Annotated in this window: 16 protein-coding genes; 9 read left to right on the forward strand and 7 right to left on the reverse strand. The window is 69.3% G+C overall.

The window, feature by feature from the left end:
- Nucleotides 1-185: 185 nt before the first annotated feature.
- A complete protein-coding gene (locus ACFY1L_RS12980; RefSeq protein ID WP_388822479.1) occupies nt 186-1163 on the reverse strand; it encodes a DUF3068 domain-containing protein in 978 nt (325 codons plus the stop codon).
- Nucleotides 1164-1513: 350 nt separating this feature from the next.
- Here ACFY1L_RS12980 and ACFY1L_RS12985 point away from each other — a divergent pair, with 350 nt between their 5' ends.
- Nucleotides 1514-1666 carry a hypothetical protein gene (locus ACFY1L_RS12985; protein ID WP_361262392.1) on the forward strand — a complete coding sequence of 51 codons (153 nt, stop codon included), beginning with the start codon at nt 1514-1516 and terminating at the stop codon, nt 1664-1666.
- Nucleotides 1667-1668: 2 nt separating this feature from the next.
- Nucleotides 1669-2916, forward strand: a complete 1248-nt coding sequence (locus tag ACFY1L_RS12990) for a PucR family transcriptional regulator (RefSeq protein ID WP_388822482.1) — start codon at nt 1669-1671, stop codon at nt 2914-2916.
- Here ACFY1L_RS12990 and ACFY1L_RS12995 read toward each other — a convergent pair.
- The 3 genes from ACFY1L_RS12995 to ACFY1L_RS13005 form a co-directional block, all read right to left on the reverse strand.
- Nucleotides 2904-3755: a hypothetical protein gene (locus tag ACFY1L_RS12995; protein ID WP_388822485.1), complete on the reverse strand. Its 852-nt coding sequence runs from the start codon at nt 3753-3755 to the stop codon at nt 2904-2906. The two genes, ACFY1L_RS12990 and ACFY1L_RS12995, sit on opposite strands and share 13 nt — an antisense overlap.
- Nucleotides 3756-3828: 73 nt before the next feature.
- The gene (locus ACFY1L_RS13000) at nt 3829-4866 is read right to left on the reverse strand and encodes an NAD-dependent epimerase/dehydratase family protein (RefSeq protein WP_388822488.1); all 1038 of its coding nucleotides are present in this window, start codon (nt 4864-4866) and stop codon (nt 3829-3831) included.
- Between the two features lie 36 nt (nt 4867-4902).
- Nucleotides 4903-6954 carry a TerD family protein gene (locus ACFY1L_RS13005; protein ID WP_388822920.1) on the reverse strand — a complete coding sequence of 684 codons (2052 nt, stop codon included), beginning with the start codon at nt 6952-6954 and terminating at the stop codon, nt 4903-4905.
- 246 nt (nt 6955-7200) lie between these two features.
- Between ACFY1L_RS13005 and ACFY1L_RS13010 the strand changes: the two genes are divergently transcribed.
- A complete protein-coding gene (locus ACFY1L_RS13010; RefSeq protein ID WP_388822491.1) occupies nt 7201-7974 on the forward strand; it encodes an IclR family transcriptional regulator in 774 nt (257 codons plus the stop codon).
- Nucleotides 7971-8816 (forward strand): SMP-30/gluconolactonase/LRE family protein, encoded by an 846-nt coding sequence (locus ACFY1L_RS13015; RefSeq protein ID WP_388822494.1) that lies wholly within the window; start codon nt 7971-7973, stop codon nt 8814-8816. The genes ACFY1L_RS13010 and ACFY1L_RS13015 overlap by 4 nt, the downstream gene beginning before the upstream one ends.
- On the opposite strand, the gene ACFY1L_RS13020 is transcribed toward ACFY1L_RS13015, so the two are convergent.
- Both ACFY1L_RS13020 and ACFY1L_RS13025 read right to left on the reverse strand, forming a co-directional pair.
- Entirely contained in the window at nt 8710-10053 is a 1344-nt protein-coding gene (locus ACFY1L_RS13020) for a DUF6545 domain-containing protein (RefSeq protein WP_388822497.1), read from the reverse strand. The genes ACFY1L_RS13015 and ACFY1L_RS13020 overlap by 107 nt on opposite strands.
- Nucleotides 10050-10646 (reverse strand): toxin-antitoxin system, toxin component family protein, encoded by a 597-nt coding sequence (locus tag ACFY1L_RS13025; RefSeq protein WP_388822500.1) that lies wholly within the window; start codon nt 10644-10646, stop codon nt 10050-10052. The genes ACFY1L_RS13020 and ACFY1L_RS13025 overlap by 4 nt, the downstream gene beginning before the upstream one ends.
- Before the next feature lie 219 nt (nt 10647-10865).
- On the opposite strand from ACFY1L_RS13025, the gene ACFY1L_RS13030 reads away from it, so the two are divergent.
- Genes ACFY1L_RS13030 through ACFY1L_RS13050 form a run of 5 tightly spaced genes read left to right on the forward strand, consistent with a single transcriptional unit; the run spans nt 10866 to nt 16531 of the window.
- A complete protein-coding gene (locus ACFY1L_RS13030; RefSeq protein ID WP_388822502.1) occupies nt 10866-12215 on the forward strand; it encodes an extracellular solute-binding protein in 1350 nt (449 codons plus the stop codon).
- A complete protein-coding gene (locus ACFY1L_RS13035; protein WP_388822505.1) occupies nt 12212-13150 on the forward strand; it encodes a carbohydrate ABC transporter permease in 939 nt (312 codons plus the stop codon). Before ACFY1L_RS13030 ends, ACFY1L_RS13035 begins: the two co-directional genes overlap by 4 nt.
- The gene (locus ACFY1L_RS13040; RefSeq protein WP_388822508.1) at nt 13147-14019 is read left to right on the forward strand and encodes a carbohydrate ABC transporter permease; all 873 of its coding nucleotides are present in this window, start codon (nt 13147-13149) and stop codon (nt 14017-14019) included. The genes ACFY1L_RS13035 and ACFY1L_RS13040 overlap by 4 nt, the downstream gene beginning before the upstream one ends.
- 23 nt (nt 14020-14042) lie before the next feature.
- Nucleotides 14043-14987, forward strand: a complete 945-nt coding sequence (locus ACFY1L_RS13045) for an arabinan endo-1,5-alpha-L-arabinosidase (RefSeq protein ID WP_388822922.1) — start codon at nt 14043-14045, stop codon at nt 14985-14987.
- A 23-nt stretch (nt 14988-15010) separates the two neighbouring features.
- Entirely contained in the window at nt 15011-16531 is a 1521-nt protein-coding gene (locus tag ACFY1L_RS13050) for an alpha-N-arabinofuranosidase (RefSeq protein ID WP_388822511.1), read from the forward strand.
- A 6-nt stretch (nt 16532-16537) separates the two neighbouring features.
- On the opposite strand, the gene ACFY1L_RS13055 is transcribed toward ACFY1L_RS13050, so the two are convergent.
- On the reverse strand, nt 16538-17524 hold the full coding sequence (locus ACFY1L_RS13055; RefSeq protein ID WP_388822514.1) for a hypothetical protein: 987 nt from the start codon (nt 17522-17524) through the stop codon (nt 16538-16540).
- Between the last annotated feature and the right edge of the window lie 85 nt (nt 17525-17609).

Genomic DNA, 17609 nt, shown 5'->3' on the forward strand with positions numbered 1-17609 from the left:
AACTCGTCTCAGGGTGCGGAACTCAGTGGTGGCTTTCTGGACTTGCTGTGGGGGGACTGAGCTCTTCATGGGCGGGGGGTGTGGAAGGGTTGTGCTCGGGTGGGGATGGACAGTTTTCGCCCACCCGTTCGCCACGGCTACTCACCAAGGTGACAAATTCCCGGCTTATTAGAACTGACGTCATGTCACATCGTGAGCTGACTCTGGGATTCTTCGGGCGAATCGGGGCGCTTACGCCCTCGTAGCACCAAAACCCCACCAACCACCGCCAGTGCAAATCCGGCCACGGCGGCACCGATCGGCAACGTCTGCCCCACCATGCGCAGTTGGCCACTCTCCTTCTTGGCCAGTTTCACCTGGGACTTCTGCGTCTCAGTGGTGAACCCCAGTTTCCGGCTGTCCAGCAGGACCACCGCGTCCTTCTTCGCACCGGGTGCGCGCAGGGTGCGGCGCGGGCCGACCTGGGCATAGAACACCCGCCCGGTGCGCTGGTCGACTACCAGCTCGATGCCGTGGTTGGAGTACCACTCCTCGGCCAGGACCTGCGGTTTGTTCTTCTGCCCGACGATCGTGCCGGGCACCAGCCGCGTCCCGATCTTCACCGGTGAGACGGTCCCGGTGAACCGGTAACCCTGGTATCCCTGCACCTTCTTGGTGCCCGAGTAGTGCAGAGTGACGGTCGAGCCGAGGGAGTTGTCCCACCACTGGTACGAGCGTCGGTGCACGTCGAAGGGGAATTTCAGGTAGGCGTCGCCCTCGAAGTAGGGGTTCTCCTTGCAGCAGTGCACCGGCTGGTTGGTGTGACGGTTGGTGACCCACCGGTTCAGGAAGAACTCCAGCGCATCGTGCGGATCGGCGGCCGGAAGCGACTTGTCCGTGTCGACCGTCGTCGTCACGTCCCACACCGCCCGCCCGCTCTTCTCGCTGTCCGCGACGTTGCCGCGCACCTGCTGGGTGACCGTGATCCGCTTGTCGTGCACCGTCTCGATCTCGTCGGTGTCGAAGTAACTGCCGGTGCCGCGGTAGACGGCTGTGGTGTCGATGTCGATCGGGTTCACGGCGGCCCGCGGCTCGACGTACCAGGCCAGCATCGGCGCCAGGACCAGCAGAAACGTGCCGAGTCCCAGCAGAATCAGAGAGAGGGGTGAGGCTGTACGGCGCATCCGGGCACTCCAGGGGCGTCAGGTGACGGAGTTCGGGCCGCTCTGGTCCTGTCTTTCGGGTCAGGCCGGCTGCGAGGAACAGCACTTTTCGGCCGACCCGAGCGGGGTCTGGTGCGTGCAGCTGCAAGGCGGAGGAGGGCGTCGACGCGGAGCGTCGGCAACCGACGACAACGCCGCAGATGCGCGTGCCGGACCCCGCGACGCCGGACTGATCCGAAAGACAGGGCCTTTGTGGCCGGAGACCGTAGGCTGCTCTTGACGGGGTGTCAATGCTTGTCGAGACTGGGCCGACGGGCAGGGGTGGTGCACCGGGGTGGGGACGACCTCCGGACAGAGAGGCTGACCCTGCGATGTCCAGACTGCTTGCCGCCGCGCTCACCGTCGTGGCCGCCGCGGCCCTCGCCGTCGGCGCCGCCTTCGGCATCGTCGCGCTGCTCGACGCGACGCCCGACCAGCCCAACACCCCCTTGATCACCTACGAGCAAGCCGGGCAAGGGAGTTGACGGTGGCGCCCGCCCGCTCGCCGGCCGTCACCACCCGCTCGGCCTGGCACGACGTCCCCCGTCTCCAGGTCCGCCGCTTCGCCGCCCTCGCCATGGCCGAGGCGCCCGTGCTCGCCGAGGAGATCCTGAGCGAGATCCGCCGCGAGTACCCGCACCTGCCCGTCGTCCTCGACGAGTCGGGCGAGCCGATGGCCCTGGTCGGCATCCGCCGCGCCATCGAGGTCTTCGTCCAACACCTGGAGCAGTCGGAGGGCCGCCCGTCGGTTCCGCCGGGCGTCTTCCAGGAGTTCGGCCGCGGCGAGGGCCTGCACGGCCGCTCCCTCGACTCGCTGCAGGCGATCTACCGCATGGGCGTACGCCTGGCCTGGCGGCGCTTCGCCGAGATCGGCCAGCGCGTCGAGATCCCGCCGCCGGCGATGTACGAACTCGTCGACGCGGGCTACGAGTACCTCGACGGCCTGGTCGACCAGTCCGTACGCGGCTACGCGGAGGCGGCGGCCCGCCAGGCCGGGGAACGGCTGCGGCTCCAACGCCGCCTGATGGAGCTGCTGCTGGCCGAGTACCACCGCGGCGATCCGGCCGACGCGCTCACCGAACGCGCTGCCCGCGTCGGCTGGCCGCTCCCGCACAAGGTCGCGGTGGGCGTGCTGCTGCGCCCGGCGCGGGAGGCGGTGGCGCCCGCGGTGGGACAGGGGGTGCTGCTCGACATGGAGTACGAGCAGCCCCGCATGGTCGTGCCCGAACCGGATGCCGCCGGGCGCCCCGAACTGCTGCACCGGGCGCTGACCGGCTGGTCCGGCGCGATCGGACCGCCCGTGCCGCTGGCCGACGCGGCGAAGTCGCTGCGCTGGGCCGAGGCGGCCGTACGCCTGATGGAACGGGGACTGCTGCCCGCCGGGGACGTCCTGTACTGCACGGAACACACCGAGGCCCTCGTCCTCCTGCAGCCCGAGGAACTGATCGACGACCTCGCCCTGCGCTGCCTCGCACCGCTCGCCCACTCCGGGCCGACGCACGGGCGCCGGCTTGCCGAAACGCTACTGGCGTGGCTGGAGACACGGGGCGGGGCGCCGGAGGTCGCCGCACGGCTCGGGGTCCATCCGCAGACGGTCCGCTACCGCCTGCGGCAGATCCGGGAGCTGTGGGGCGACGAGATCGACGACCCCGACCGCCGCTTCGAGCTGGAACTGGTGCTCAGGGCACAGAGGTTGCGGGGGGTGCTGGGGGAGACGGGCCGTCAGAGGCCGTAGCGGCTCTTCATGTGCCGCCAGAAGTCACGGAGCATCCACTTGTCGAACTCCGTGATCTGCGTGGCGCTGCCCGCGTTCATGAGGAAGCAGCACTGGCCGGTCGGGGTCCAGTCGTAGAAGTCGTCGAGGCCGAAGGTGTGCCCGACCTCATGAAGATAGATATGGATGTTCTCCTGGCTGAGCGCGCCGGTGAAGTACTCCTGTCCGACCCGCTGTCCCCAGTCGCCGCCGGCACCGCCCTGGAACCCCTTGGTCAGCCACAGTGACTGGTCGTAGTGACGGGTCGCGCCGCCCGGGCACTTGGAGTAGTTACCGTCCTGGTGGAAGAAGCGCCCGCAGTCGGGGGCGCACTGCGGGGAGCCTTCACTGTCCAGGTTCCCGGCGTAGACGTCGACGGGGTTGTCGCTCCACTGCAGTGTGGACCGGTTCTTGACCGCCCAGCCGACGATGTTGACGGGCACGGTGGTGTACGGCCAGGCGTTGGTGCCGGTGCCGTTGTCGAGCATGGCGGTCATCCACTTCCCGAACTGCTTCTTCAGCGAGGTGTGGATCTGGTCGCGGAGTGCGGTGCTGACGGGGGCGTCGGAGTCCCAGCGGACGCAGTAGTTGACGCTTCCCTTGTTGGCCATGATCTGGTCCCAGCCGTAGTTGCGGAAGCCGTAGAGGTCGGGGTACGTCGACTCGACGTGACTCCAGACCTCGTTCAGCGGCTGCACCAGATTGGCGGGCGGATTCCAGTTGTCGGCGGCCTGGGCGGGCGCCGCGGTCGTCCCGGCGGCGCCGATGAGGGCGACGAGGGCGGCGAGCAGGGTGACGAGACGCGCGATGCGGGTGCGCAAGGTGAACTCCCTTCGTGGAGGCGGGATTTCACCTGGGGGTTGCCGCCGGGGCGGAGGAGGTTGCCGGGCGGTGTCACTTTCTGCGCTGCGCGCGCCACGCTTCGTAATGGTCCAGGACTGTCTCCTCGATCGGGCGGTAGGTGAGCCCCAGCTCCCGCACGCTGCGGCTGTTGTCGACGCGGAACCTGATGCCGAGGTGCTTGCGGATGTAGTCCTGGGTGAGTCCGAAGGCGGGGCCGAGTATGCGAACGGGCCAGTGGGGAAGGGGAATTCGGGGGAGTCGCAGGTCTCTCGGATACCGGGTCCGGATGATGCGCGCCATGTCGTGGAAGGACGACATCGTCTCGGCGGCGAGGATGTAACGCCCGTGCGCGTCCGGCTCCTCGGCCGCGGCGATGTGCGCGTCGGCCACGTCTCTCACGTCGACCGTGGTGAAGCTGAAGTCGGGGGCGCCGTAGAAGAAATACCCCTTGAAGAGCTCTTCGAGAAGGAACAGGCTGCCGGACTCGGAGGCGGGCGTGAGCGAAGGCCCGAGCACGAGCCCCGGATTGACGGAAACCATGCGCCAGCGGTCCTGGGAGCGTTCGGCCTCCCAAGCAGCCTGCTCCGCAACGGTCTTGGCGTAGTGGTACGGATTGTTCTCGACGGTGCTGGTGGTGTTGAAGTACTTCTCGCTCAACACCCGCCCCTCCATCTCCAGCACGTCGACGTAGTCCCCGAAGATCGCACCGACGGTGGAGGTGAACACGAGCCTCCGTACGGTCGGCGTCCGCTCCACACTCCCGACCACATTCCGCGTCCCGACGAGCGCGGGCTCGACCATGTCCCGCTGCCCGTCCTTGATCTTCTCGGGCATGAAGAAGGGCGAGGCAACATGAAAGACGACCTCGCACCCCTTCATGGCCTCGTCGAAGGCCCCGTCGAAGAGCAGATCGGCCTCGAAGAGCTCGAGCCGCCCGGGGTGCGCGTCCTGCATGGCCCGCAGGGGCGCCACCTTCGCGGAGTTGGCGGCACTGCGGACGGTGGTGCGCACGTGATATCCGCGCTCCAGCAGCCGCAGCACCAGATGACTGCCCACGAATCCACTGCCGCCGGTCACCAGCACGTCCACGCCATCTCCGATCTCGTCTGCCGAGTCGTAACTCCCTTACCCCGTACGTTCCTTCGACGAAGCCCGTCGCGGCGTCGTGCTGTCGAGACACGCCACCACCGTCGTATAGAAACGCTGTACGGCATCGTCCACGCTGCGGATGAAGCCGGTCTCGGCGTTGCCGCGGCCACTGCCCATGCCCTTCAGCAACGACAGGCGGAAACCGGTGATCCGCGTGGCGGTGTTCTTGGGAAGCATGTCGGCCGGCTCGGGGCGCAGGCGCTCCAGCGTCCCCCGGGGCCCGCTCGCCTCGCCCTCGATCAGAGTCTCGACATGGAGATCTGCCGGCGCTTCCTCCAACCGTCGGATCAAGCGCTTGGCCCAGGTCAGCGGATAGCCCTGATCCGGTGCCGGGATCTCGACGGACGTGCGTAGTCGGCCGGTTCGCAGGTCGGCGGTGACGGCGAGCAGACCCGGCGCACCCTCGACGCGCAGCTCCGCCTCGAGCCGCCCGTCGACGCAGAGTCGGTCCGCCAGCAGTGCCCGACGGGCCCCGGGATCAGCCCCGCGTTTGGCCCGCTGGACGGGAAGGACCTTCTGCCCGAGTTCGCCGCCGAGCCCGAGGCACACCTGGCGGATGAGCCGCTCCCAGCTCTCGACCACCTCCAGGGACCGCGAGTCGCCCTGGCACAGGGTCTCGTCGTCGATTCCCTTGCGCACGGGCACCCAGGCCGATCCCATGTTCTGGAAGCCGTGGCACCCCGAGTTCTCGTGCTGCAGATAGTGCAGCAGCTCCTGGAGCAGCCAGGCATGCGCCGCGTTCCCGACGCCCTCGTGCCGGATCAACAGCTGTGCCTGGTGGGCGACTTCGGCCCAGGAAAGGTGCCGTAGAGCCACCTTGTGCTTGCGCCGTCCGTCGATCTTGACGTCGACGAGGGGACTGCCCTCCAGGGCGACGTCGTTCGACAGCGTGATGACCGCCTCGTAGCCTCGGCGCGCGGCGATGTCCATGTAGGCCTGCACCTGTTCGGACTTGAGGGCGTTGCCGTTGGTCTTGGTCTCCACCAGCGCCGTCCACAGCTTCCCGGCCCGTTCGACGCGGATCACTCCGTCGGGCCGCCGGGGCGTGTCGCCGTGTGGCAGGGAGACCTCGGTGAACGTCTCCATACGGCCGGCCGGTGCCCCGAACGCCGCGGTGAGCCCCCTGCCGAACTCCGGCACCTGCGCCATCACCGACAGCAGTACCGAGGTGGCGCGCATCTCGCGGTCCCGGTCGCTCTTGAGCATGGAGACCGGGAAGAGCCGGGCTTCCCGCCACGACTCGTTCTCCGCGAGCGACTTCTTGGTCACCTTGGGCAGGGTGACCTTCTTCTTGGCCGTACGAGGGCGTGCGGCCGGCTTCTGAGGCGCGGCGGCCGCGGCGTCAAGGTCGGGCCGCCGCGGAGCGGGGATGGCCTCGAGCGCCGCCTGCGGAAGGGGCTCCACGGGCGGGGGCGCTGCAGAGGCGGCGAGGTCGGGCTGCTCGCCGCTCTCGGCACCGCTCAGCGTTTCCGCTTCGGTTGCCTCTGCCGCATCGTCGTCGATGTCGACGCCGAAGTCCGTTGCCAGCCCGGCCAGTCCGGTGTCGTAGCCCTGGCCGACGGCGCGGAACTTCCACTCCTGCCCGCGCCGGTACAGCTCACCGAAAATGATCGCGCTCACCGCTCCGGCGTCGTCGATCGCGAACCGGAGCAGATGCTCGCCCGCCGCGTCGGCCAGCGTCACCTGCAGGTCGTCGAGTTCCCCGAAGCGTGCGCTCTCGTACCGGCTCGCGGCCACGACGATCCGGTCGATGTCGGCCGCCACCGCGGTGAGATCGAAGCTGATCCGGTCCTCGTTGCCGTCCTCCGTGGGTGTCTTGCCCAGCAGCTGCACGCTTCCGTCGGCGGCCACCGGGTTGTTGTAGAAGTGGAAGTCGGTGTCACTGCGGACCTTGCCGTTCGCGTCCAGCAGCAGAACGGACACGTCCGCGTCGCCCTCCCCGCTCGGACTGGTCCAGCCCAGGCCGACGATCACGGAACCGATGTTCTCACTCAGGCTCGTCAGAGACACGTTCGAGCCCTTGACCATTTCGTGCACGGAACCCCCCAATCACATACTCAGGGCGCCGCGGACCCCTCCCGTCCCGGCCGCCCAACGTGCGACATGATGTGACGTGTCGCACTTGGGAGACAGTAATACCCCAGCGGGCACGAGGCGGTCTGCGCAGAACCATTGCCCGGGCAAACATGCTGTCGCTAGCCTGTGTTCGTCATGCCGATCGTCTGTTGAAATTTCGAACACAGACGCCTAGGAAAATAAGGGAGGGGGCCGGTCGTGGGACGCCTCGTACCTGCCGTGACCCGGGCTCTCGACATTCTCGAGCTCTTCCTCGACGGGGACGGGACGCTCTCCGCCCCCGACATAGTGCGCAAGCTGCAGCTGCCGCGCACCACCGTGCACGAGCTGGTCACCACGCTCGCCGCCCGGTCGTACATCGTCCAGGTGCCGGGGCAGCCCGGACGCTACCGGCTGGGTGTGCGGCCGTACCAGCTCGGGAGTCGGTACGCCGAGCAGCTGGACCTCGCCGCCGAGGGGCAGCAGGTCGCCCGGTCCGTCGCCGAGACCTGCGACGAGACCGTGCACGTGGCGATCCTCGAGGGCACCGATGTCATCTACATCGCCAAGGTGGATTCGACGCACGCGGTGCGGATGGTGTCCGCCGCCGGGCGTCGGCTGCCCGCGCACTGCACATCCGTCGGGAAGATGCTGCTGGCCTCCCTTCCGGAGCAGGAACTCACCGCGCGCATCCCGGACGACGCCGAGCTCGTCGCGATGACTCCCAACAGCATCACCGAGCCGGCCGCCCTGCGCGAGGCCCTCGCACAGATCCGGCAGCGGGGGCTCGCGGTCGAGAGCCGGGAGTCCAACCCGGATGTGAGCTGCGTCGCCGCGCCCGTGCGGGATCGTACGGGGCAGGTCGTCGCCGCCCTCTCCATCTCCGTCCCGATGATCCGCTGGAGCGACGACCGCCGCGTCGAGCTGGAGCAGCTCGCCGCCAAGGGCGCCGTCGAGCTCTCGGAGCGCCTCGGCCACCGGACCGTCGGATGACGGCGTACGAGGTGGCGGTGCGCGCCGAGGCGACCCTGGGCGAGGGCCCGACCTGGGACGCGGACGCCGGCCGGCTGATCTGGATCGACATCCTCGGTGCACGTGTGTACACGTACGACCCCGTGTCGGGCCGTCGCACGGTCCGGGTGACCGACCAGCACGTGGGCGCGGCGAAGCCGAGGGCCGGGGGCGGGCTGGTCCTGAACCTCCGGGACGGTGTCGGACTCGTCGACCCGGATGGCGGCTTCCGCTGGCTGCACCACGAGGTCGTGCCCGGCCGGCGTGCCAACGACGCCGCCGTCGCCCCGGACGGCTCGCTGTGGGCCGGCACCATGCGCTACGACGAGGCCGCAGGCGGCGGCACGCTCTCCCGGATCACGGGGGAGGGGAATGTCGAGACGGTTCTCGACGACGTCGCCGTCAGCAACGGCACCGGGTGGAGTCCCGACGGGCGGCTCATCTACTACATCGACTCGCCGACGCGGCAGGTCGACGTCTTCCACCACGAGGGCGGCCGGGTCGCGGACCGGCGCCGGTTCGCGCAGATCGAGGAGGGCGACGGCTTCCCCGACGGACTGACGGTGGATGCCGACGGCTGTGTGTGGGTGGCCCTGTGGGACGGCGGTGCGGTACGCCGCTACACACCCGACGGCGAACTGGACCGCGTGATCGAACTGCCCACGCCCCGGGTGACCGCCTGCGCCTTCGGCGGCCCGGACCTGACCGACCTGTACATCACGACGGCCCGCGTCGGCCTCGCGGCACCCCACCCGGTGGCGGGCTCCCTGCTGGTCGTCCCCGGCGCCGGAAAGGGCCTGCCGCAGCCGGCGTTCGCGGGCTGAATGTTGGTGCGGGCCCCGCCGCGCGGGCCCGCACCGCCAGCAGGTCGTCGGGGCGGCGCAGGGCCTGGGAGACCGTGCCGATCTCGCGGAGCAGGTCCGTGGTGTCGGGGTCGTGCCCGCCCTCGCCGTCCGCCGACCGGCGCCGTGTCTCGACGGCGTCCTGGATCGCCACGGCGGAGGCGAGGGCCCTCGCCCGGTCCGGCTCGAAGCCGAGGGCGAGCGCCCCCTCGTACGCCCTCCGTCGCCCGTCCTCGTCGATGTGCCGGGCCAGCGGCAGCAGCACGTCGCGGATGAACGTCTCCCGGCGGATCAGCCGCAGCTCCGGCGTGGCGCGCAGGACGAAGGAGACGCCGCCGCCGTTCACGGTGCGCATCAGCAGGTACAGCGGCCGCAGCCGGTGGTGCGCGAGCCGGACCCGCCAGCGCTCGTGCAGGTACTGGCCGGCGTGCGGCAGGATGAACCCGACCGCGATCAGAAGGGCGGAGAGGCAGGCCAGCGGGGGTGCCACCGCCGTGCTCAGCCAGTCCAGGTCATGGCCGGTCCAGCGGGCCACCACCGCCGGCAACTTGACGGCGTAGAAGGAGAGTTGGGTCGCGTAACCGACGCCGAGGAACTTCAGGCCCCAGCGCAGCCAGGCGTCGAGCCCGTCGGTGCGCACCCAGTTCCAGATCAGGCCCGAGGTGATCACGGTGGCCACGGCCTGCGCGAGCAGGTAGAGCAGGATCATCTCGCGCATGTACGGGGTGTTGGCGTAGTACGTGTCCAGGTCGCGCAGCCGCTCCACGGGCGCGTCGGCCAGCGCGAACAGCACCCACAGGGCGACGATCACCCCGAGGGAGCCCGCGACGACCCAGCGCACGGCGCGGACCGTCGACGCCGAGCGGTCGCCCAGGCCGTTGCGCCAGGCGATGATCAGCAGCAGACAGGAGCCGCAGAACGCGGTCAGCAGCGAGTACACCCAGGGTGCCGAGATGTTCGGCACGCCGGTGATCCGGTTGACCCGGGCGATCGTCGACGGCGCCACGAACACGAACACCGCGCAGGCGACGAGCAGTACGCCGCCGACGGCACGCAGCAGCGGGTCGCTCCACAGCCGGATGATGGTGGGCAGTTTGATCGCGAGAGCGGCGGTCAGGACGCCGGCCGGGATCCACCAGAACGACGGGTAGAACTCGTTGACGAACCCGGCGGGCGACCAGGCCAGTCGGTCCAGGGCCGCGGTCACCGCCCCGTTCACCGGCGCCCGCGGTAGCCGAGGGACCGCCGCAGCGGGTCGAGCGGGGCCTCGGCGTCCCGCCCCGTCAGCAGTGGCCTGAGCTCCGCGGCGAGCCGGTGCCCGAATTCGTCCGCCTCCCCCTCGTCATCCGCACGGGAACCGTCACGGGCCGCCACCGACAGCGCGTCGCTCTCGAGGTCCGTCCACTCGCGCCGGTCGGCCAGCGCCGCTCCCACCAGGTGATGATGACTGTGGCCGGCGTGCAGATGCCACAACTCGTGCCCCAGGATGACCAGTTGCTGCATCGCCTCGGCGCGTTCCTCGACGATGACCAGGTCGAAGTCCTGGAAGCCCACCCAGAGCCCGGTCACCTCGATCTCGTCCGGGAAGCGCTCGAAGCGCAGCTCGACCGGTCGCCCGCCGCGCCGTGCGCTCATCTCCTCGCACAGTGCCCGGCACAGCTCCCGGGCGTCGGCCGGCGGGCGTGGTCTCGCCCGCACCGCGGCGGCCAGGCCGGCGGTGAGCTCCCGCATCCCGGAAGCTCTTCGCGAGCGCCACAGCCGTAGACCGGCAGCGAACCCGGCAACCCTCTGCCGCGCGCCCGCGAAATCCATCGCTCGGTTCCCCTCTCGCCGCCGCACAGCAGGCGGTCCGAGACTACGCCGTCGTACCGGTCGTTCAACCGGTAACGACTGCCCCTGGCTGGAAAGTCCTGCCCAAACCATTGACTGGCAAGCGCTTCCTATTTACGGTCCCGTTCGAAGTTACGAGCGCATTTCGATATATCGAACAGGACTTCTCGAACACGATTTCTCGAACAGTAAGGGCAGGGCATGGGACGACCTGACCTGAACCGCAGGCAACTTCTGGCGGCCGCCGGCGGACTGGCCGTCGCCGGCAGCTTCGGCTTCGCCGCCCTCGGTACGGGCGCCGACGCGCTGGCCTCCGGCGCGGACACGAGGGTGCGGTACTGGAACCTTTTCAGCGGCGGCGACGGCGCCAACATGATCGCGATGCTGGATGCCTTCCGCAAGGAGCACCCCGACATCGCGGTGAAGGACTCCACGCTGCAGTGGGGCAACCCCTTCTACACCAAGCTGGCCATGGCCGCCGCCGGCAACCGCGCCCCCGAGCTCGGAGTCATGCACATGGGCCGGGTCGCCGGCTTCTCGCCGGGCCGGCTCCTCGACCCGTGGGACGTCGACCTGCTCGCCGAGTACGGGGTGCGGGAGCAGGACTACAACCCCGCGCTGTGGAGCCGCGGCGTCATCGACGGCAAGCTCTACGCCCTGCCGCTCGACATCCACGTCCAGCTCTGCTTCTACCGCCGGGATGTGCTGAAGAAGGCGGACCTGCTCGGCGAGGACGGCCTGATGATCCCGGTCACCTCCACCGACGAGTGGTTCGAGGTCCTGAAGAAGGCCAGAAAGGTCCAGAAGAAGGGCCTGCAGACCATCGGCCTGTGGACCAACGACCAGAACTTCCAGTGGTGGTTCTTCGTCGCCTTCTACACCCAGCTGGGCGGCGAGTGGTTCAACGACGCCCGCACCGAGGTCCTCTTCGACGCCGACAAGGCCACCCAGGTCCTGGAGTTCTTCCGGCAGCACGTCACCGACGGCTATGTCATCCCCGGTGCGCCCACCGGCGAGCAGTTCATCAACGGTGCCCCCTTCACCTGGGAGGGCAACTGGTCCGTGCCGGTCTTCTCCGGCGCCGAGCTGGACTACGGCGCGACCCCGCTGCCGCCCGTCTTCGGCAAGCAGGCCACCCACGCCGAGTCACACTCCTTCGTGCTGCCGCACCAGGCGGGCCGCGGCGGTGCCACCAACCAGGCCGCACACGAGCTGGCCGCGTACGTCGTCCGGCATGCCCTGCAGTGGGCGGCCGGCGGACACATCCCCGCGTACCGGCCGACGCTCTCCACGGCGGCGTACAAGAAGCTCACCCCGCAGAACGAGTACGTGAGCGCCATGAACCACCAGGCCACCGAGCCGAAGGTGTGGTTCGCGGGCTCCACCGGCGTCCTCGCCCAGGACCTCGGCCCGATGGTCGTCTCCTCCACGATGGGCTCCGCAAAGCCGGCCACGGTCGCCCAGCGGATGAAGAAAGAGCTCGTCAAGCTTCTGGCCTCGAAGAACCCGATGGACGGCAGGACCGCCGCGCAGGGAGGTGCGGTCGCATGACGACCAGCGCTCAGACCGTTCTCGCGCCGGCGCGCGCAAGGACCGCCGCCGCGACCGCGACGGTACGCCGCAAGCAGGGCTTCCAGCATGGGGGCTGGTTCATCGCCCCGTTCCTGGCGCTCTTCGCGCTGTTCGTGATCTGGCCGCTGCTGCGCGGTCTCTACCTCAGCTTCACCGACGCCAACATCTCCGGCGAAGGCGCGAGCTTCATCGGTCTCGACAACTACCGCGAGGCCCTGCACGACCAGCTGATGTGGGACGCGCTCGGCCACAGCGCGTACTTCACCTTGCTCGTCGTGCCCTGCATCACGGTCCTCGCCTGCCTGCTCGCTCTGCTCGCGCACAACATCGAGCGCGGCAAGTGGCTGTGGCGGCTGTGTTTCTTCGTACCGTTCCTGCTGCCGTCGACCGTCGCGGGCAACCTGTTCCAGTGGCTGTTCACCCAGGGCATCGGCATGTTCAACCACACCCTCGGGATCGACACGCCCTGGCTGACCGACAAGTCGTACGCCATGCTCGCCATCGTCATCGAGACCCTGTGGTGGACGGTCGGCTTCTCGTTCCTGCTCTACCTCGCGGCGCTCCAGGGCATCCCCGACCACCTGTACGAGGCCGCCAAGCTGGACGGGGCCAATGCCTGGCACCGCATGGTCCACATCACGCTGCCGATGCTGCGCAACATCACCGGCCTGGTGATCGCGCTCCAGGTCCTCGCCTCGCTCCAGCTCTTCGACCAGGCCGTCGTGATGATGGATTTCGGCCCGGGACCGGAGCTCAGCACCCGCTCCTTCGTCCAGTACACCCTCGAACAGGGCTTCACCAGCTACCGCGTGGGCTATGCCTCCGCGATGTCCATCATCTTCTTCGTGATCATCGCAGTCGTCGCCCTGGCGCGGATGTGGCTGCTGCGCAACCGTGAGGAGGGCGGCCGATGACCACCGCCGAGACGACCGTACGCACCGTACGCACCAAGTCCCGCAAGCCCTGGACCCCCGGCCAGATCGTCCTCACGCTGATCGGTGTCGCCGTCTCCGCCGTGTTCGTGGCGCCCATCGCGGCGGCCCTGCTCACCTCGCTCAAGTCCGAGGCCGAAGCCGCCGAGATCCCGCCGCACTGGCTGCCGAAGATCTGGACGGGCCAGGCGTGGAAAGCCCTCTACGAGACCGGCAACATCACCAACTGGTTCGTCAACTCGCTGGTCGTCTCGGTGTGTGTGACGACCGTCGTGGTGGTCGTCAGCGCACTCGCCGGATACGGCTTCGCCCGCACCGAGTTCCGCGGCAAGGGCGTCCTCATGGGCATCGTGATGTCGGGCCTGATGATCTCCCCCGCCGTCCTCGGTGTCCCCCTCTTCACCACCGTCCAGCAGATGGGCATGGTCGACACCTACTGGGGCATGATCCTGCCGCAGTGCGCGCCCGCCGCGATGGTCTACATCCTCTACAAGTTCTTCCAGGGCATCCCGCGCGAACTCGAGGAGGCGGCCTTCATCGACGGCGCCGGCCGCTGGCGGGTCTTCTTCACCATCGTCGTCCCGCTCTCGCGCCCCTCCCTCGCCGCGGTCGGCATCTTCACCTTCATCGCCTCGTGGAACAACTTCCTGTGGCCCTACATGGTGACCAACAACCCCGACCTGATGACCATGCCGAACGGCATCGCGACCGTCATGAACTCCTACGGCATCCAGTGGGCCCAGCTCATGGCCGGCGGCCTGATGGCGGGCCTGCCGCTGATCGTCGTCTTCGTCTTCTTCCAGCGGCAGATCGTGGCGGGTGTCGCGCACACGGGATTGGCGGGACAGTGAGCGTACGCAGAGCACTGACGGCCATGGCGGTCGCGGCACTCCTGGCTTTCCTCCCCAACGCGGCGCAGGCAGCCGAGAGTTACCCCGACCCCCTCCCCCTCACCGGCCAGCAGATCATCCACGACCCCACCGTCATCCACCTCAAGTCCGGCGGCTACGCGGCCTATTCGACGGGCGGCGTGATCGGGGCCCGCCTCTCGAAGGACCTGAAGCACTGGGACGACGCGAGCAACGCCTTCGCCCAGCCGCCGAGTTGGTGGTACGAGTACAACGACACCGGTGATCCCTGGGCACCGGACATCTCCTACCGGTCCGGCAGGTACTGGCTCTACTACGCCGTCTCGTCCTGGGGCACCAACCACTCCGCGATCGGCGTCGCGACCTCCCCGTCCGGCCTGCCCGGCACCTGGACCGACCACGGCAAGGTCTTCACCTCCGAGACGACTGACACCTGGAACGCCATCGACCCGGCGGTGATCCGCGCCGACGGCAGGCTGTGGATGGCGTTCGGCTCGTACTGGACGGGCATCCGGATGGTCGAACTGGACCCGCGGACCGGCAAGGCGGTACCGGGAGCGACGGTCGCCCACCTGGCGACCCGCCCGGACGCCCCGTACGCGGTCGAGGGCCCGTACGTGGTGAAGCACGGCCGCTACTACTACCTCTTCGCCTCCTACGACCAGTGTTGTGCGGGCGTGAACTCGACGTACAAGATCCGCGTGGGCCGCTCCGCGAACGTCACCGGCCCGTACGCCGACAGCACGGGCAAGCCCATGCTGGAGGGCGGCGGTGACCTGCTGCTGGCCGGTCACGGCCGGTACATCGGCCCGGGCGGAGAATCGGTCTTCCGAGACCACGGCCGGGACTGGCTGGCCTACCACTACTACGACGCAGAGGACAACGGCACGCCGAAACTGGGCCTGAACAGGCTGGGTTGGACGCGTGACGGTTGGCCTGTTCTCAAGTAACGCCCTGTATCCGGAAGGACCTCATGAGCAAGACCACCGCCCGCTTCACCCTCGACCCCGCCTTCACCGTCGGTGAGGTCAACCCCCGTCTCTTCGGATCCTTCGTCGAACACCTCGGCCGCTGCGTCTACACCGGCATCTTCGAACCGGACCACCCCACGGCCGACGACAAGGGCCTGCGCCAGGACGTCCTGGACCTCGTCCGCGTACTCGGCGTCACCGCCATCCGCTACCCCGGCGGCAACTTCGTCTCCGGCTACAAGTGGGAGGACTCCGTCGGCCCCGTCGAGGACCGCCCCCGCCGCCTCGACCTCGCCTGGCACTCGACGGAGTCCAACCGCTTCGGCCTCTCCGAGTACATCGACTTCCTCCGCAAGGTCGGCCCCCAGGCCGAACCCATGATGGCCGTCAACCTCGGCACCCGCGGTGTCGCCGAGGCCCTCGAGCTCCAGGAGTACGCCAACCACACCGAGGGCACCGCCCTGTCCGACCTCCGTGCGGCCCACGGCGACAAGGACCCCTTCGGTATCAGACTCTGGTGCCTCGGCAACGAAATGGACGGCCCCTGGCAGACCGGCCACAAGACGGCCGAGGAGTACGGCCGGGTCGCCGCCGAGACGGCCCGCGCGATGCGCCAGATCGACCCGAAGGTCGAACTCGTCGCCTGCGGCTCCTCCAGCCAGTCCATGCCGACCTTCGCCGAGTGGGAGGCGACGGTCCTCAAGGAGACGTACGACCTCGTCGACTACATCTCCCTGCACGCCTACTACTGGCCGGAGAACGGCGACATCGACTCCTTCCTCGCCTCCGCCGTCGACATGGAGTCCTTCATCGACAACGTCGTCGCGACCGCCGACCACGTGGGCGCACGGCTGAAGTCCAAGAAGCGGATCAACCTCTCCTTCGACGAGTGGAACGTCTGGTACCTGCCCGAGTGGGAGGAGCACGCGAAGACGTTCGAGCAGGACGACTGGCCCGAGGCGCCCCGCCTCCTGGAGGACAACTACAGCGTCACCGACGCCGTCGTCTTCGGCTCGCTCCTCATCGCCCTGCTGCGGCACGCGGACCGCGTCACCGTCGCCTGTCTCGCCCAGCTCGTCAACGTCATCGCCCCGATCATGACCGAGCCCGGCGGCCCGGCCTGGCGCCAGACCACCTTCTTCCCCTTCGCCCAGGCCGCGCAGTACGGCCGCGGCCAGGTCCTCGACGTCCGCGTGGACTCACCGACGTACGAGACGAAGAAGTACGGCGAGGCCGACCTGCTGCACGCCACCGCGGTGCGCGGCGAGGACGGCAGCCTCACCGTCTTCGCCGTGAACCGCAGCCGCACCGAGGCGCTGCCGCTCGAAGTCGCCCTGAACGGACTGGACCTGACGTCGGTCGTCGAGCACAGCGCCCTCGCCGACGCTGACCCGGACGCGCGCAACACCCTCGACGACCCCGAGCGGGTCGCTCCGCACGCCGTCGAGGGCACCGTGCTGCAGGACGGCACGCTCAGCGCCGTACTCGAACCGCTGTCCTGGAACGTGATCCGGCTGGCGTAGCCGCGGTCACTGCTCGATGTGCACCTGCGCGGGCGGGTACGGCGACGAGGACGTCGTGCCGACGGACCAGTAGCCGCCCGCGCCGGGCACGGAAGCAAGTCCGATGGGCAGCACGGGAGTTGTGGATGTCGGGCCGCGCTCGCTCACCCAGCTCCCGTTCTCCCAGCGGAGGTAGTGCGCGCGCGTCTGGTCCCAGAAGTCCCAGCCGGCGATACGGTCCGGCCCGCCCTGGCCGTCGTCGACGATGCCGCTCAGCATGCCGGCGGTGAACGGGGCGGCGACGCTGGTCCAGGCGCTGCCGTCCCAGTGCTTGAGGGTGACGCCCGGGGGTTTGCCGGGCGGGCCGCCCACTCCGTAGTCGTAGCCGGTGAGCCAGATGTCGTCGGCGGTGACCGGCAGCAGTCCGGTGACGGCGGGGCGGATGCCGCCGGGCGCGGTCAGTTCGGTCCACGACTCGCCGTCCCAGCGGGCGACGAGCGCGCTGTCGTAGACCCAGACGTCACCGGAGAGCGTGATGCGGACGCCCGACGGGGTGGCGGTGGTCGCGCTCGGGGGCGGTGGCGTCCACGCCAACTCCCCGCCGTCGCCGTGCAGCAGCACTGAGCCGTCGCTGTTCCGGCCCGAGATCCGTACGCCGCCGTCGGTGCCGACCGCGATACCCGTGAGGGAGATGGCGGACGCACCCCGGCCCGGGAAGTCGGCCTCCTGCCAGGTGCTGCCGTCCCAGGTGAGGAGGTGTGCGGTGCCGCCCGCGTCGGCGCCGACGGCCCAGGCCGAGCCGTCGGGGGCGGCGGCGACGGAGCGCAGATAGCCGCCGTATCCGAGGTGGGAGAGGTCGAGCCGGGTCCACGCCTCGCCGTCCCGGACGAGGGCGAGCGGGACGCCGCGGGTGCTGCCGTTGCGGCCCTCCTCGCCGACGGCCCAGGCGAGGTCGGCACGGGCGGCCGCGACAGCGATGAGCTGGGCGGCGGGCGCGCACTCCGGAGCCGGCACTGCCTGCCACTCATGGGGTCCCTGGGCGACCGCACGTGGTTCCGTCGCCCTCGCACTTGCCGAAGTCAGCCCGAGCGCGACCCCG

The organism is Streptomyces sp. NPDC001663, from assembly GCF_042893105.1.
Lineage (GTDB): Bacteria > Actinomycetota > Actinomycetes > Streptomycetales > Streptomycetaceae > Streptomyces.

Excerpts from the sequence above, each read along its gene's own strand:
- ACFY1L_RS12980 (WP_388822479.1), bottom strand. The coding sequence starts at position 1,163 with ATGCGCCGTACAGCCTCACCCCTCTCTCTGATTCTGCTGGGACTCGGC.
- ACFY1L_RS12985 (WP_361262392.1), top strand. The coding sequence starts at position 1,514 with ATGTCCAGACTGCTTGCCGCCGCGCTCACCGTCGTGGCCGCCGCGGCC.
- ACFY1L_RS13005 (WP_388822920.1), bottom strand. The coding sequence starts at position 6,954 with ATGGTCAAGGGCTCGAACGTGTCTCTGACGAGCCTGAGTGAGAACATC.
- ACFY1L_RS13015 (WP_388822494.1), top strand. The coding sequence starts at position 7,971 with ATGACGGCGTACGAGGTGGCGGTGCGCGCCGAGGCGACCCTGGGCGAG.
- ACFY1L_RS13025 (WP_388822500.1), bottom strand. The coding sequence starts at position 10,646 with ATGGATTTCGCGGGCGCGCGGCAGAGGGTTGCCGGGTTCGCTGCCGGT.
- ACFY1L_RS13030 (WP_388822502.1), top strand. The coding sequence starts at position 10,866 with ATGGGACGACCTGACCTGAACCGCAGGCAACTTCTGGCGGCCGCCGGC.
- ACFY1L_RS13035 (WP_388822505.1), top strand. The coding sequence starts at position 12,212 with ATGACGACCAGCGCTCAGACCGTTCTCGCGCCGGCGCGCGCAAGGACC.
- ACFY1L_RS13040 (WP_388822508.1), top strand. The coding sequence starts at position 13,147 with ATGACCACCGCCGAGACGACCGTACGCACCGTACGCACCAAGTCCCGC.
- ACFY1L_RS13045 (WP_388822922.1), top strand. The coding sequence starts at position 14,043 with ATGGCGGTCGCGGCACTCCTGGCTTTCCTCCCCAACGCGGCGCAGGCA.
- ACFY1L_RS13050 (WP_388822511.1), top strand. The coding sequence starts at position 15,011 with ATGAGCAAGACCACCGCCCGCTTCACCCTCGACCCCGCCTTCACCGTC.